Source organism: Allorhodopirellula heiligendammensis (genome assembly GCF_007860105.1).
Taxonomy (GTDB): Bacteria; Planctomycetota; Planctomycetia; order Pirellulales; family Pirellulaceae; genus Rhodopirellula; species Rhodopirellula heiligendammensis.
This window is the reverse complement of record NZ_SJPU01000001.1, coordinates 2,600,037-2,616,234: the sequence shown is the minus strand read 5'-3', so window position 1 is coordinate 2,616,234 and position 16,198 is coordinate 2,600,037. Positions and strand designations below refer to the sequence as shown.

General features: G+C 56.2%; 12 protein-coding genes. 6 read left to right on the top strand and 6 right to left on the bottom strand.

Annotated features, from left to right (window positions below; genetic code table 11):
* Window positions 1-115: 115 nt before the first annotated feature.
* Entirely contained in the window at window positions 116-925 is an 810-nt protein-coding gene (locus Poly21_RS09945) for a DUF4198 domain-containing protein (protein ID WP_146406655.1), read from the top strand.
* On the opposite strand, the gene Poly21_RS09940 is transcribed toward Poly21_RS09945, so the two are convergent.
* On the bottom strand, window positions 922-2,175 hold the full coding sequence (locus Poly21_RS09940; RefSeq protein ID WP_146406654.1) for a cell surface protein: 1,254 nt from the start codon (window positions 2,173-2,175) through the stop codon (window positions 922-924). The two genes, Poly21_RS09945 and Poly21_RS09940, sit on opposite strands and share 4 nt — an antisense overlap.
* Window positions 2,176-2,460: 285 nt before the next feature.
* Between Poly21_RS09940 and Poly21_RS09935 the strand changes: the two genes are divergently transcribed.
* The 4 genes from Poly21_RS09935 to Poly21_RS09920 are packed head-to-tail and all read left to right on the top strand — an operon-like array spanning window position 2,461 to window position 7,101.
* Entirely contained in the window at window positions 2,461-2,889 is a 429-nt protein-coding gene (locus Poly21_RS09935) for a DUF6384 family protein (RefSeq protein WP_146406653.1), read from the top strand.
* Between the two features lie 51 nt (window positions 2,890-2,940).
* Window positions 2,941-4,362, top strand: a complete 1,422-nt coding sequence (locus Poly21_RS09930; RefSeq protein ID WP_146406652.1) for a hypothetical protein — start codon at window positions 2,941-2,943, stop codon at window positions 4,360-4,362.
* A 4-nt stretch (window positions 4,363-4,366) separates the two neighbouring features.
* Window positions 4,367-5,614 carry a 1-acyl-sn-glycerol-3-phosphate acyltransferase gene (locus Poly21_RS09925; RefSeq protein WP_146406651.1) on the top strand — a complete coding sequence of 416 codons (1,248 nt, stop codon included), beginning with the start codon at window positions 4,367-4,369 and terminating at the stop codon, window positions 5,612-5,614.
* Between the two features lie 44 nt (window positions 5,615-5,658).
* Window positions 5,659-7,101 carry a cytochrome c gene (locus Poly21_RS09920; RefSeq protein WP_302118343.1) on the top strand — a complete coding sequence of 481 codons (1,443 nt, stop codon included), beginning with the start codon at window positions 5,659-5,661 and terminating at the stop codon, window positions 7,099-7,101.
* A gap of 129 nt (window positions 7,102-7,230) precedes the next feature.
* Here Poly21_RS09920 and Poly21_RS09915 read toward each other — a convergent pair whose 3' ends face one another.
* From Poly21_RS09915 to Poly21_RS09900, 4 genes are all read right to left on the bottom strand, one after another.
* Complete coding sequence (locus tag Poly21_RS09915; RefSeq protein WP_302118340.1) at window positions 7,231-8,610, bottom strand: DUF3748 domain-containing protein; 1,380 nt, start codon at window positions 8,608-8,610, stop codon at window positions 7,231-7,233.
* Between the two features lie 90 nt (window positions 8,611-8,700).
* Window positions 8,701-10,026: a sialidase family protein gene (locus Poly21_RS09910; RefSeq protein WP_302118338.1), complete on the bottom strand. Its 1,326-nt coding sequence runs from the start codon at window positions 10,024-10,026 to the stop codon at window positions 8,701-8,703.
* Window positions 10,027-10,161: 135 nt separating this feature from the next.
* Window positions 10,162-11,352 carry a Gfo/Idh/MocA family protein gene (locus Poly21_RS09905; RefSeq protein WP_146406650.1) on the bottom strand — a complete coding sequence of 397 codons (1,191 nt, stop codon included), beginning with the start codon at window positions 11,350-11,352 and terminating at the stop codon, window positions 10,162-10,164.
* Entirely contained in the window at window positions 11,349-12,122 is a 774-nt protein-coding gene (locus tag Poly21_RS09900) for a phytanoyl-CoA dioxygenase family protein (RefSeq protein WP_146406649.1), read from the bottom strand. Before Poly21_RS09900 ends, Poly21_RS09905 begins: the two co-directional genes overlap by 4 nt.
* 302 nt (window positions 12,123-12,424) lie before the next feature.
* Between Poly21_RS09900 and Poly21_RS09895 the strand changes: the two genes are divergently transcribed.
* Window positions 12,425-13,975, top strand: a complete 1,551-nt coding sequence (locus Poly21_RS09895; protein WP_146406648.1) for a sulfatase family protein — start codon at window positions 12,425-12,427, stop codon at window positions 13,973-13,975.
* A gap of 123 nt (window positions 13,976-14,098) precedes the next feature.
* Here the strand turns inward: Poly21_RS09895 and Poly21_RS28485 are convergent, their stop codons facing one another.
* The gene (locus tag Poly21_RS28485; RefSeq protein WP_436967493.1) at window positions 14,099-15,637 is read right to left on the bottom strand and encodes a sulfatase-like hydrolase/transferase; all 1,539 of its coding nucleotides are present in this window, start codon (window positions 15,635-15,637) and stop codon (window positions 14,099-14,101) included.
* Window positions 15,638-16,198 lie beyond the last annotated feature (561 nt).

The following is a 16,198-nucleotide window of genomic DNA, read 5'->3' as shown; positions in this document are numbered from 1 at the left end:
CCTCCTCAGTGCGGCACTCGATATACCGATTTGGCGTCGAGCTGGGAAGCTTGACGCGTGTTGAAATGACGGCAGGAAGCCTTTCTCCATGTTACCCCTCAAAGAACGAAGACTCATGATTCGCTACGCACTACTGATGTCCCTCACTGTTGCCCTTCAAAGTTCTCAATTTGCGATCGCTCACGATGTATGGTTGCAGACAAATTCGCCGGTCGTCCGCACCGGGGAGATCGCCCATGTGGATCTCCGCCTGGGCAATCACGGCAACCACCACCGCGATTTTAAATTGGCGGGACGCATCGATCTCGATTGGGTCACCGTCGAACATGTCACCCCCGACGGGGCTCGCACCGACATCAAAGACACGATGTTCACGACCGCTTCAGCAGAAAAGGAGGGGTATTGGACAACACCACTCGTGGCTACGCAGCCAGGCATGAACTGCGTGGTAGAAAAACTCGACCGAGTTATGCAGCATGGCACATCGGTCCGCGGTATCCGGACCGCCAAGACGTACTTCCTGGTCGCCGACTCACTGGATCAACCGGACCTCGACAACCACATTCACGAAAGCCCGCTCGGCCTTCCCTTCGAGTTGGTGCTGCAAACGTGCCCGTTGAGTGAGGTTGTCGTCGGCCAACCCATCACGGTGCAGGCCCTTCACCGGGGCACGCCGATCTCGGACGTCGTCGTAAGCTTCATTCCCGAAGGGACTGAACTCAAGGGAGAGTTCGACTCCGAGTACGAGTTTCGCACCAATGATGAAGGGCTGGCCACATTTGTCCCTCAAACCGCGAATCAGTACTTAGTCGTCGCGCACCACACCGCAGAGGATGAGAAGAGCGACGAATACGAATTCACGAGCTACGCCTCGACCATCACGTTGCACGTTCCGCGTCAGCGGACCTACGTGCAGGTCCGCTAACCAATCGATTCCCCGCGAGCATATTTAGCAAGAGTCTCCTGGTATTTACGTTTCCCTTCCTCGACACTCTTGCGAATCGCCTTGGTGCTCTCGTCGCTCTCTTTACGCAGCTCGGCGATCATCTGCAATGACTCGATCTGGAATCCACTGATGGAATCGACAAGCTTCTGCACGGATTCCGGATTGATCGTGCTACCGTATCCCGCTTTGAGCGCAGCCCGCTCGAGCTTGCGGCCCAGATTAGCGACATCTTCGAGGCCCTTATTCACACCGTCCTTCATCGCTTCGGTGGCCTGCGTCACCTCGTGCAACCCGTGTTGGCTGGTATAGACCGTGCCGAGGATCGTAAACACGTGCTCGTTTGTCGTGAAAAACGTCACCGCTCGGCGGAACACACGTTCTTTGACGTCATGTGTCTGCTTGAGTTTGGTGATCAGCGTCTCCCCGACATCGTAACCGATCTCAAGGTTTTCCGCGATGTCCTTGAGGAGCTGGTACGTCTTGTCCTCTTCCTCGAGGCTGTGTCTGGCTTCATCCCGACGCAGTTCCAGATGGCTCTTGCCACCTTCATCGGTGCCGGCGTAATCGTCGACAGCTTGCTGGGCGTCAGCTAACTCCTTTTTGGCAGCCTCGAGGACGGGCAACTCCTTGTCGAGTAGTTCGCGAGCGAGCACCTCGGCTTCCTTGAGTGCAAACCGAAAGTCGATGTAGGCGTCCATGATCTGCTCTTCGGACTTCAACGCCACCTTCGTATCCTTCGCGACATCACCGTAGACTTCGACGATCTTTTCAAACCGATCACTCGGCGTTCCGCGACGCATCTTCATCCACCAGTTCGAGACCTTTTCGGTCCCGGAGATCTTGCCGTCATCGAGTTGTGCGATCAGTCGCTTGCTATCGTCGCGGACGGAATCGAACATCTGCGCGATCTCCATGTAACGATTCCCCACTTCCACACTTTCAACGTTCTCGCGAACGAGTGCATTGAATGAGCTCATGTGCTTGATAACCTCAGCAATCGCTAACACCTTCGGTTCGTCGATGTGCTTGACTTCCTCGAGCAGAGTGAGCAATTCCTGAGGCGCCTGGTTCTCAGCGGTGCCAAACTTTTTGAGTGTATCCAGCGCCCGGTCGAGATAGTCCCGCATCGAAGTCGAACGAGCGTCAAGATCGTGAGTCGCTTCAGTTGTCTGAGACTTGGATTCGGACGTGGGCGCAGCAGGTGCGTTTGCTCGGGCTTGTTGGCTCATGACTCAGAACTCGTGAAAAGGTGAAGGTGAACAGAGAGTCTGACCATTAGGCTATCGTTCTGCGAACCGAGCGGCAATCATCCCTTACAAATTCGCGCGTCCTGGGGAGCCCGTGGTGCGCGACCAGGACATCGCCGCGACAAAGTTCCCTCCACTCCCGCTAAGATGCCGTGTCAGCGTAGAATGGCGTCCAAACTTCAGCGACTGGCCGTGATGGTCGTTGAACGCCCGATAGATCCTGGGAGCGAATCCTTGCCAGGAAACCACGACGTTTGGGATTGATCGATGACTTCCAGTGCAAACGCCCAGGCACAAGCACCGGCTCCCGGTGCCCTCTCGCCCGATGAACTCAATCGGCGGCGTGCCCAAACTAAGCTGCCGGGCGAAGACATGACCATTGCGGAAACCCTGCGGGTGATGGATGTCGCACGTGAAATGCGACAGCAGCGTGAAAGCGCCGAGGAGATGTTTCGGCATGACGAGGTCCGCGTGCGACTGCGTGAAAAACTGATGCGGACCGCAGCCATGTCAGGAGACCGCGTCACCGAAGCCGAGATCGATGCCGCCATCGATCAATACCTGGCAAACCTCCATACCTACGAGGCGCCCCAACCTGGGATGAAAAAATTCATCGCATACTGTTGGATCTGGCGTTACCGCTTGGCGGCAGTTGCGACAGCGGTGGCAGCCACGGGAGCCTGGTTTTTTCTGTAGCCAACGGCACGTCATTCTCTCTCATCCTATTCATCTCACGCGCTCGTTCCCATGCCGATTTCCGGACCTCAAGCTCACCAGCAGCTGATTACCGCCTACAACCGCGCCGCCGTAAAGCTGGAGCAGTTGCGTGGACAGATGGGGCAAATTGAACAACAACGCGACCAACTCGAAAACGACCGCGACGACACACTCAGGAAGCTTGCGGAATACTATCTTCCCGACCTCACGGCGGAATCCGTCCAAAAAACATGGGCTGAGATCCGCCCCACCATGCGAGAAATTTTGCTTCGCAAAGAGGGGCGAGTGCGAGAGTTGAGGGCCCAACTCGATGACGAGAATGAACTCCGGGCGAATCTCGAAACAGGACTTCAAGAGCTCAACGAACGACTTGATGCTGCCGAATACCGGCAAGACGAGATTGCCACGCAAGTTGAAAAGCATCTGACCGAGCGACCCGCATTCGTTGATCTGTCTAACCGTGCAGCGATGGCGGAAGTGGCATTGCAGCGAGCCCAGGACAATCTCGACGAGGTTAGCCAGGACGCTGCTCGAAAGCTGCCAGCCTACGAAGAGGACCGCCTGTTCACATACCTCAAGGATCGCCAATTCGGTACATCGCAGTACCATCATCGCGGCATGACCCGCAGGATGGATCGCTTCGTTGCGAAACTAGTCGACTACTCCAAAGCCAAACGCAATTACGACTACCTGCAAAACACACCCACTGCGATGCGAAAAATCATTGCCGAGGATAGTGCCGCTCTCGATACGGTGATGTCCGAGATCCAGGACCACCGTGATCGCGCTGCTGAAAAGTTTGGCCTGCCCGCGCAGGTCAGTACAGTCGAGTCACTCACCGCCGAGAGAAAATCAGCCATCGAAGGTCTCGGTACACAAACGTCTGCCTGCGAGGCGATTCAAGCGGAGCTCAATGAGATCGAGAGTCCACGCTGTGAATTCTATCGCGATGCGATCGACCTGTTTCGCAAAATGCTTGCGGAGAAACAATCTACGGAGCTGCGTCAAGAAGCACGTCGCACGCCCGAGGTAACCGATGACCAAATCGTTGCGTCCCTTCGGGGGATTGAAAACCAGATGGAGCATTCTGAACAATCGACGCGGCGTCACCAAGACACGCTGCATCAGGCCCAAGAAACCTATCAGGATATTGGGAGGCTGATCCAGCGGTTTCGAGCATCGGGTTACGACCGTCAGCGTTGCCAGTTTTCAGACACATTCGATTTACTGGGCTCACTCGATCACGCGCAAACTTCCGCCGACGTCGACGCGATCTGGAATGCCATCCGCCGCGCTCAGGGTTGGGGACCAACGGCGATGGACCGCGTGACCGCTGTGGCGACCCATCCCATGACCCAGGTCCTCGTCAATGCGATGGCCCACGCTGCGGCGGGTGCGATGAGTGAACATGCGCGACGAGCGGGCCAACGCTCCAATCGACGAGGACGGTAATCACATGACAGTTATCCTATCGCGCCCCTACTCTTTTGTGCCGCCCTATCGTGGCAACGTCTGGCCAGCAGCCATCCAGAAGCTGCGATTGATTGATCGACATCTGCGCAAGCGCGAATGCGTTATCGACTACGAACTCAGGCATGCCGATCGCCTCACCGACTCAATTGCCGCTGGCCATGGAGTGCTATTAGCCCCCAACCACTGCCGCTACGCCGACCCCATTGTGCTGGGATGGCTGGCCCGGGAAGTGCATACGCACCTATTTGCGATGGCTTCCTGGCACCTCTTCAACACCAACGGATTCGAAGCGTTCGCGTTGCGTCGGATGGGTGCGTTTAGCATCTACCGCGAAGGCAACGATCGACAAGCGATCGAGACTGCGATCGATATTTTGGTGACTGCCGAACGACCGCTGGTGCTCTTTCCCGAGGGGACCACCAATCGCACCAATGACCTGCTCAAGCCACTACTCGACGGAGTCAGCTTCATTGCCCGCACCGCGGCGAAGAAGCGTGAGAACGCGGGTCAGGGAAAGGTTGTCATGCATCCGGTTGCCCTGAAGTACCTCTGCTTGGGAGACACCTGGCAATGGGCGGATGAACAGCTCCGGCAACTCGAGACAGCGTTGAGCTGGCAAGCGGCGCCTCCCTCCCGCGATCCAGCACGCCTGCTACCTCGACTTCTGCGAGTATCTGAGGCGTACCTGGCCCTCAAAGAGATTGAACACGTGGGTCAAGCGTCCGCGGGAGACCTGCGCCCACGCCGAGACGCGTTGATCGAGTTCCTGCTATCTCGCTGCGAACGTCGCTACGATCTGCAAATAGCTAGCGACGACAGCGTCCGTGAGCGAGTGCGCAGAATCCGCAGCGCCGTCGCGACAGCTTACTTTGCCGAAAGTCCCACGCCAGCTTCTGATCCAGAACGCGACCCCGAACCGTACCTCGTCGATGCCGCAGCGGCGGACTTGGCTCAGTTTCTTCTATCGTTTCCAGACGAATACATGATGCCTGGACAGATCACCGACACCCGAGTCGTCGAAACGATCCAACGAATTCAGGAGGCAATCTACGGCAAAGCAAAAGAAACGATGCCGATGAAGGTTGTCATTGAGGTGGACCACGCCATTGAGGTCTCACCCCAGCGTGGTCCGCGGGGACAGCCCGACCCGCTGCTCTGCCAACTCGACGAAAGATTGCGTACAATGATGATAGCCCTGTCCAAGGAAGCTCGAGATTTCGAAAAGCCCTGAGTTTCATCTATCTTGAATCCCCGCTGCCCGTTGCAGATTGAACCATGATTTTTTGCACTGCCGATATTGACCACGCCGCGACCCTCCCCCAAAAAGATTTGAATGGTCCCACAGGAGGTTTTCACCGCGGTCAATTGTCACACCGCGAGCACGACGGCACGGTGGTGGCGCATCGGATACTGTCGGCGGGTGCATTTGCAACCATGTGTCTCTTAGCTGCGTTGTGCTGCGTCACTGGCTGCCATAGTGAACCGGCACCACTCGAGTTCGAACCGAACTTAGTCCACGCGATGAAGTACCAGATCAAGGAGGGCATTCCGATGGAGCAGGCTGGCGAGGACGCGTTCTGGGTCGTCACGGAGATGTTCGGAACGCCTGAGAACCCAAAGCTACCAGCGATCGTGACGGAAGACGAAGACCTCGCATCGGTTGTCTCGATAGAAAACCTGCAGCGAGCATCCGGCCGTATCGGACAGGATGGCCGGGGACTGTTTCAGACCCATTGCGTGACCTGTCATGGCACCACGGGCAATGGACGCGGCGAATTGTCTGCGACGATGTCTCCCTACCCGCGTGACTATCGCAAAGGGATTTTTAAATACAAGTCGACTGAACGCGGTGCAAAACCAACCCGCGAGGATCTCGCTGGCTTGATCAAGAACGGCATCAATGGTACCCGCATGGTAGCCATCCCGAATCTGTCCGACGAAGACGTCCAAGCACTCGTCGACTATGTAATTTATCTCTCCTGGCGGGGCGAACTTGAACGGCAACTCGTTGACGACGCTGTGTATGAATTGGACCTGGAATCTGGAGACCGAATAATCGATCCAGCGGCTCAGAATGCTACCGGAGAGCCCAAGGAAACCTTTGACGAATCTTGGGAACTGGCGGAAGATTTTGCAACCGATATCGGCGAAGCTTGGCTGGAAGCACCCGATGAAGTTGTCGAAGTGCCTGATCCCCCCGCAGACTTCGTCGTTCCCGATACGCACGAAGAGTTCGTCGCCGCCATGCAAGATGATCGCGCCGAAACCCTTCAAGCTTCAGTGGAGCGGGGAGGTTTGCTGTTTAAGGGCAAGATCGCTTCGTGCAGCAAATGCCACGGCGAACAGGGGCGAGGCGATGGCCAGAACACCGATTACGACGACTGGACGAAGGAATGGACCGTCAGTATTGGCATCAAACCAGAGGACCGCGAGTCGCTCATTAAACTATTAGCTCGCGGTGCACTGCCCCCGATCAACGCCACACCGCGGAACTTTTCGCTCGGCGCCTTCCACGGCGGCTCAACAGCGAAAGAGCTGTACATGAGAATCACGCAAGGAATCGAGGGCACTCCGATGCCAGCGGTCACGTTCGTCCCGGGTGAATTTGAGGAGGATGACGTATGGCACTTGATCAACTTTATCCGCTCTCTCCAAGAAACCCCTGATGCGACAACCGGCGAATCGGAGCCGACGCCGGCCGCTGTCGAGGCAACCTAAATCCAGCACGGCACCCCGTGCTGAAACCGGCGGCCTTGGCGGATTGACGTTTCCCTGGGGCACAACTGAAATCTTGCTGCGAGGTGGCACACTCTACAATCTTGCCGCCCAGCCAATCGCACTCCGGCATCATTCAATATCGGTCGACAATGTCAGGATGAAAACCTGATTGTATGCTTGGGATTTGCCGGAGGCGTCCGTGTTGGCTACCCGCCGAACATACGCGATCTGATCGCCGGCAGGGGAGAATACACATGCCTCCGGGCGTGGCGCGACCGCTTCCGGACACACCGGCGTCAAGCGATAGGTTTCTCCGGTAGACGTACTGGTAACACAAACACTTGTATCCATCACGTGCGTGATCCACTGTCCGTCTGGGCTCCACGTAAAGGCGGACGCAATATCATGACTATTGTGTGATAACTGCTGCAGCTCACCACTGCGTGGCGAAACGGTCCAAATCTGGACGACCCCAGCATCGTCTTTCATCAGGCAGGCAATCCGATCACCGTCGGGAGAACTTCTCAACCAGTGCCGAGGTCCTTGGATGCCAGGAAATTTTCGCCCCCCCGTATTGGTCAAACGACGCTGAACGACACCCCGCGGCGGGTAGGGGCGAGTCGTCGGTGTGCCCTCCAAGGGCTGGTCGCCGGGGCGAGTGAGATCATTGGGCATGTCAACCACATATACTTCATTGAAATGCCTACCATCTGCGGCAATGACTTCGCCCTGAAAAGCAATCGCGCGGCGCTGTCGCCTACCATCGCTACGAAGATACCCGTCGCGCCCAATCCAAGCGTCTTCACAGGCACGGCAGATCTCGTCCGATCCGGCCCGAGGTTCGTCATGCGTTCGAGAAACAAGGACAGAAAAATACGTGCCGTCATGATTTCGAGGGTGCGTCGAATTGACGACGACCGACTCGCTCGGCAAGAAGTCAGCTGGGACGCTCACGCCAACCTCGCGTTGATTCAGCTCGTGCGGCTGATCGCGGTCTGCTTCGGCAAGCACGTGGTCTTCATACGTGAACGCAATCCAGCTCCCGTCGGGTGAAAATGTGTGTACGTGACTACCACCTCGCAGTGCCCCGGGCGTATACGGAGGTGTCAGATCACGCGCATCAAGGCTGACCGCCGTCAACGGAAGCTCTGCGTCGACGAGCACCCCGCGGCGGTGCCATGCACTGTACTTCCAGTCTTCGGAGGGATCCTCTGGACCATGGATGAAGACGATCATGTCCGTGTGGGGAGCTGCGGTGACAACGCCGACATACGCACCGCGACTGGCGTGAAACATTGTTTGCGTGTGTCCTGAGCTCACCTCGACGCGCTCGATTCGCTGCCCGTCGAACGCTGCACCGGCGGCATCGGATCGCACGTCAAAGTAGATCCAGCGGCCGTCGTGGGACCAAACATTCGCATTGGTGAGGACATGGTTCGTCGGCCCCGACGTCACCTGGCGTTCGCGCCCGTGCAGCCAATCTCCACCGGAGACTGGTGTCGTTGCCAAACCACTTATCACCATGAACGAGAAACTTAACAAACGGGCGTGAAAACAGGAGGTCGATAGGATCATAGCTGATGCGGGCCGGCCGGCCTCTCAATCCAACTTTGGTGGCGAAGGAAGGCCCAGTGATGTGATATCGACAATGGAATCCGACATCTCCAGAGTTCGAAAGTCAATGAACCGGTGGAAGGTCAGGTAGTTCGCATCGTGAGCGCGATGAGCGCCTCCCTGTCCATCATCAAAGGCGGTGCGGATGGCGGCGATCAGATCGTCTCCGTCGAACTGCCAGTCCGGATACTGAAACGCATGTTTCTCAGTATCAGGATGGTAGAGCAGAATGCATTTGGTTTCCCAGGATTTCAGATCTGTCGATTTGACGAGCGCCAGTGTGTTGCGAATCGACGCCGCAGCGCCGCCAGCCTGGCGAGCGATTGGCACTACCAGATTAGTCAGCGACCAGTACGCTTGGGATTGCGGATCGAAGCGAATCGTAAACTTTTTGGCACCGCCTGGAAACTCAATCGTGTCACGCATCGGATCGAAGGTGGCCTGCTCTCCGTCCCGGCTGATCCGTACGATTGCCGCCTTGCCACCCTGACCGCCATCGTGCATCCGCATGATGTCAACAACGTGCCCCGCAGGCGAAACGACCGCGTTGCCTTCAAGGAATGCCTCAAACCGCCCCTCCATCCACTTCGGGTCACGGTTGATGACATTCGAAAATGTCCAACTCTCCCGCCGCAACAAGTCTGCATCAACGGGAGCCGACATCATCATCGCGCCGTACCGAGCACCCCACTTCTTTCCATTGCTAGCGTCTTCCACCGCACGCCACAAACGACCTGAATGAGCGACGACAGGCACGGCCGAAGTGTGATATTCGCCTGCCTCAGTCAGCACTCCGGTCTCGGCATCTCGTGGTTCGGTCCATGTGATTCCACCATCGTCGCTGCGACGGATCACTAGTAAGCCATGGTGCCGTGTCGTTCCGAACAGGTACAACGAACCGTTGTGAACGAATAGATTGCACCAAAATGCGTCCTTGAAGTGCGTCGCGAGAGTCCAAGTGCGCCCGCGATCCTCACTGCGAAATATCGCTGTCGTTGCCGACGAATGCTCGCCCGACTTTGGTCCAAAAAAATCGTGTGAAGCAACGTAAGCGCCGTTCGGCAGAATCGCAATGCTCGGCGATCCGATGTAAAGTCCGCTCGATGCTGGCGAATGATCAATCACGACGCCAGGAACTTCAACCTGCGGGAAGGCCTCTGCCACATCCGACACTTGCGTGCGTTCCTCCGCCGAAACTCGGCGACTGCCACCCCAGTCACCGATCATCCAGCCGAAGGTAATCGCGATGACGAGAATCACCGCGGCGTTCCGACGATGGTCATACTGCTTGATGGCATTCACGCTGGTCATGCTGCGCTCACTGGCTGATGGTCTATAGAGTTTGTGCTAGGGTATAGGGTAGTGCATCGGGGCGCAGAATCAATAGCGCGGGTGCGGATTGGGTAGCAGGAAACCGCCACGGTTTAGACACGCAGAGGGTCGACCTCACTTGAAGCGATGAGTGAGTTCACCGGTTACTTTGTTGCGAAGGATCAATTTGACTCTGCCATCAGGCATACGTTCTTGTTTCAACAACACGTGCTCCCTGTCGAAGTCAGGGACGATCCCCACATCGTCATGCGGTTTCTTTCCACGCCAAATCGGTAGCTCGATCGGCTCCCAGCGTTTCGTTTGGATGGACCGGTAACTTGCATCCATGATCGCGTTGACGATATAGCCGTCATAGAATGTCTCAGTGGGTTCGCGTGCTTGGTCGATCGCGTCCAGCATGTCGGTGAACATATTGGAGTACCCCAACGCAGCCACTTCATCGCCCACCGGGAACAGCCAACCGCCGTTGCTCTCGGACTTTTCGGCAACATATCTAGACGTCCCTTTCGCTGTATACATTTCCATTCCGGTCCGCAGCCAATGGTTCATCCACAATGTGCCTTCGGTTCCCGCGACTTCATCTCGCAAGTCCATGCCGCCGCGAAACGCCCAACTGACTTCGAATTGGCCGATCGCTCCATCTTCGTATCGCACCATACCGACCGCGTGATCTTCCGACTCGATGGGATGAACTTGCGTGTCACCCCAGCACACGACTTCGACCGGTCGGACATTCTTTCCGATAAACGAGCGAGCAATCTCGATGCAGTGACACCCCATGTCGATAATCGCACCGCCGCCGGCGCGCTCTTTGTCCCAGAACCAATCGCTGTGAGGTCCCGGATGCGTCTCACGCGATCGCACCCATAGGATTCTTCCTAAGTCGCCCGCCTGAACCGACTGCAGACCCTTGAGTGTTTTAGGCGGGTAGACGAGATCCTCGAGGTAACCATGAAACACCCCCGCTTCCTCCACCGCCCGCAGCATTTGCAATGCCTCCTCGGCCGTGCGACCAAGCGGTTTGGTGCACAAGACGGCTTTGCCCGCCTGGGCGGCTGCGATCACGGCCTGCTTATGGAGATCATTGGGCAGGGCCACGATCACGACATCGATTCTCTCATCGGCAACGGCTTCGTCAATGCTCGTGGTCCAACGCTCGACGCCCCATTTCGCAGCAAATGCAGCGGCGTTGGTTGCAGATCGAGAGCACACCAGCTCGACCCGATCGCGGCTACGCGCTCCATGCAGGGCCTGTGTGTAGAACGAGCCAATCAACCCGGCCCCGAGCAGCGCGATTCGCGTCATAAACCTGCATCCTGTTGAGATGTCAACCGAGCTCGCACGCGGGCGTCATCCCAGCGTTGCAATGGGCTGTAACTGGCATGTTTGCCTGTGATGAATGGATCGTTGTGTCGAGTGTTGTAACAACAAATCAGCGACCAACGAGCGTGTTCGCTCTCGTTCTTGTCGCTCCGGTGCAGCAAATTGGCGTGAAAGAACAGCACGTCCCCGGGCTGCATCTCGCAATACGCCAGTTCATGATGCTTCATCGCCTGCTCGACTCGCTGCATGTCCGCGCCGACCTGCTGGCCGGCCTTGCCGTGGTCGATCCGGCCCATCTTATGGGATCCCCTTAACACCTGCAGGCATCCATTATCTCGGTTGGCTCGGTCGACTGCGAGCAGTGCGCTGCCCATGTCGGGATATAGGCATCCAAAGTTGTACCAATAGCCATAATCCTGGTGCCATTCCCATGCACCGCCAACTCGCGGCTCCTTCAGCATCATTTTGTGATGATAGTGGTAGATTTCCGAACCGAGAAATGCCTCCATTGGATCAGCGACCCGGCGTGAGCACGCAATTGCCGTATACATCGAATCTTCGTCGAGCTCGTTCCTCACCGCCAATCGACTCTCACCACCGCTAGCATCCTGGCGCGTTTTCGCTTCCGCACCCAGTGCGCGATCACCCTTGGAATACCGCAACAAGCCGGCCATTTCGTCACGATCGAAAACCGCAGGAATCAAAACATACCCGTCGCGATGGAAGTCTGCGACTTGTTGGTTCGTAGGCATCAGAGGTCCTTTGAGAAAGATGAATACTCCGCAGAGTCTAAAGCTGGACTGGGTGGAGGTCAATTTCGGCCGAAACTCAATCTCCCGATCTTCAACCGACGGAATTGACCGTCGCAAACCTTCAGAAAAGAGCTGCAGTCTGCCATAAAGGATGGTTCGCGCGACCGCGTCGCCGTGCACACCACCGACGGCGGCGCTCGACCAATCCCGCCGGTGCAGAGAACCGCTCCCACGTTCTGCCGGTGGCAGTTTTGTTATACTAGTAGGCCAATCCCCATCAAACTACTTCAGAGATCCCACACATGCGCACGCGACTGACCCAGATTTTGACGATTGTTCTCTTACTGTCGATTCCACTGAGCGGCTCGGCAGCAGACCTTCCCGCCGTGGGCAAGCGCGCCGGGGTCAAGCCGCGCAACGTGGTCTTCATTCTCACCGACGATCATAGCTACGACACCATGGGGTTCATGAATCACCCCTTTCTCCAAACCCCCAATCTGGATTCGATCGCCGCTAATGGTGTCCACCTAAAAAACTCGTTCGTCACCACGTCGCTTTGTTCACCAAGTCGCGCTTCCATCTTGACTGGTCTGTACACTCATAAACACCGGGTGATCGACAACAACCGTCTTGTGCCAGACGGAACTCGGTTCTTTCCGGAATACCTTCAGCAAGCCGGATATTCGACCGCCTTCATTGGCAAATGGCACATGGGAGGCAGCCATGATAACCCGCGGCCTGGGTTCGATCACTGGGTGAGCTTTCGCGGCCAGGGCCAATACTGGCCACCCCACCCCGACTACACGCTCAATGTCGACGGTAAACGCGTGAAACAAAAGGGATACATCACCGAAGAATTGACTGACTACGCGATCGACTGGATGAAGGAACAGCAGACCTCGGACAAACCCTTCTTTCTGTATCTGTCGCACAAAGCGGTGCATGCCAACTTCACCCCCGCCGACCAAGACAAAGGTGCCTACGCAGACGAGGACCTCAGCTTTCTGCCGCGTGGCGAGGGCGTCACCGCTGCAAGCAACGCACCACGCTGGGTTCGCGACCAACGCAACAGCTGGCATGGGATCGACTTCCCCTACCACAGCGACAAAGGGATCGACTACCTCTACCGCCGGTACTGCGAAACACTCTTGGGCGTCGACGATAGCGTTGGCCGCGTGCTCAATCAATTGAAAGAGATGGGACTCTACGATTCAACGCTAGTTATCTACATGGGAGATAACGGTTTCATGTGGGGCGAACATGGATTGATCGACAAGCGGGTTTCTTACGACGCATCTATGCGAGTTCCAATGATGATGCAGTGTCCCGAGCTATACCAAGGCGGTACCGTGGTGGAAGATATGATCGGCAATATCGACATTGGCCCCACGGTCATGCACGCTGCAGGATTGCAGACACCCGACTACATGGATGGAATGAGCTTTCTTGATCTTCCCAATTCGAAGGATAGCAAATGGCGTGACTATTTTCTGTATGTCTACTATTGGGAAAAGAATTTCCCGCAGACCCCAACGCAGTTCGCACTCCGCGGTGACCAGTACAAATACATCAGTTACTACGGCTTATGGGATGTGGACGAACTGTATGACATCCAAGCAGATCCAGGTGAGACACGCAACTTGATCGCTGATCCGCAGTTCCAACCGGTAGCTAAGAAAATGGAGCGGCGACTCTACGAGATGCTGGGCGACGCAGGCGGCATGGACATCCCTATGAACCAACCCGCTGGGGGATCACAGAACAAACGCTGGGCAGAAAAGGAGGGATTGCATGCCGCCGATTTTCCAGCAGCCCTCGTCGTGGAGGAACCACTCAACAAAGAAGCCCAGTAGCTCCGCTCCAATGGTGAGATGATCGGGCCCTTCACCGAGACACGAAAACTCTCAAACGGAAAGTAATGGCTCATCCGCCGTATACAGTGAAAGTTCGGTTCAGGCATCCCTACCAAGCCGGCCCTACTTGGCGAGCCGGTCGCGATTATGCTTGTTCGCCGGCACGCTATCACCTACCGGGGGATTTGAAGTGTCGGTTGTATCCAACGCATCATCCGGTTGGCCGGAAAAGCGATACGGATCAAAGTGATTTCGCATTTCATCGAGCAGAATCTGCTCCATTTCATGAAGCTTGTCAGCGTAATTCGGATCACTGGAGAGATTGACTTGGTGGGAAGTTGGTGTGTAGCCGGTTAACGCGATTACGTTGGGATGGTGGTGTGCGGCCAGCAGCTCATCGGGGTTTTCGGCCAGGTTGAACAGCTGGGTTTCCCTCACGCCTTCTTCGGCCGATTCATAGCGAATCAGTTTCCAATCGCCCTTCTTGACGCAACGAATTCCAGGTTTTGCACCACCGCAATACGCGCCATACAGAATGTCGCGGACCGTATTCTGTTTGCCTTCGAGCACTTTCTTAAAGCTAATTCCTTCACTCGTCGCTGGCGATTCGATACCAGCGAGTTCGCATAGCGTCGCGAGCGCATCGAGGTGGTAGATGTTACCGACAGCACGAGATCCTGGTTTGATGCCGGGCCCCTTCACCACGTAAGGAACGCGAAAGGTGTGCTCGTAGAGGTTCTGCTTGCCCTGCAATCCGTGCCTGCCGATCGCCATCCCATGGTCGGAGGTGTAAAAGATATAGGTATTCTCCAGTTCACCCATCTGCCTCAGCTTTTCTAAAACTGCGCCGATCTGTATGTCGATATTTTCGCTACATGCGAACTCGCGGCCCAACTCGTTACGAATGGTGCGCTCATCACGGTTGGTCCAAACTCCGCTGACGTTCACCTCATCGCGCACCTTCATGTCCGTGTTATTGAATGGGTGCTTGGGGAGATAGTTGCGCGGAAGCTTCGGCTGGTTGGGATTCGCCGGAGGGAGGCTACTCTTCTCTCGATGATCGACGGCACCATATTTAGCGAGCAGCTCAGGCTTCCCGTCGCGGGTATCGTGAGGATGGGAAAAACCGAAATAAATCAAAAATGGGTCTTGGTCATCGGAGTTCTTACGTTGGTCGAGATAGTTGAGCACCTGCTTCGCATGCCATGCGCTACCTGACTCATCAGTGGCACCTCGCTTGACGGCATCATGAACCACCGTGAACTTCGCGTTTGCAGCAGCGTAGCTATTACCTTTCTTGCAGGTTCGCATCGTGTCGTACCCCGCGGCATTAAAAACCGCTGCCATGGTGTGATCGGCCAGGTCCGGTGGCACATGCAGGGGATTCAAAGCGATCGGATTTCGACCAAGTTTCGGTTTGTCCGGGACATGCCAAAGAGTGCGACCGGACATGATCATATGGCGCGACGGAGTACATACGCCGCAACACCACGCGCCCATCTGATGGGCTCCATCGATCACCATGCCTTCGGCAGCCAGTTGGGCAATTACCGGCGTGTCAAGCTCCGAATCCGGATTATATATTTTAAGGTCAAAAGGCGCTTGATCGTCCGCAACAATGTACAGGATGTTGGGCCGCCTCGGCGGATGAATCAATTCCACAGCTAGTTCTTGAAAAGCCGTTTTTTCGCCTCGGCCCGTGATGGGGGAAACGTCCCACACGATCCAGCGGAATCGCCCAACCGCCTGCCCATCGATACCACGCAAAGATGCCGCGGTGAAACTCGCTTTCTTGGTGCCGGTGGTATCAATCGTACCAAGCGCAGTGAATTTAGATAAATCCCAACCGGGATCCGTAGACGAGTCGCTGCCGTAGAGCGTGAGTTTCTGCGGCCCACGAAATCCTTTCATGTTGAACGACCAACTCGTGATGGCAGCGATCGATTGCATACTTCCCAAGTCCATCTTGTAGGCGCCTTTGTGAACTGTGTTTCCAAAAATCGGGCCAAAGTTCCTACCGAGCACTCCATCCACCAGTGACCCAAGTTCTTCATGCCCGGTTTCTTGATTGGCCGTAACCGATCTTCCAGACGCAGGTGGAACGGGTAAGTTTGTTAAGCCACTTACGGAGGAAGCCGTTTCCACTTCAATCGTGGTGCCGCTAGGTGGCGGAATCACCGCGGGTGAATTTTCTACGCCCCCTTCGAGATCAACCGCTCCGGT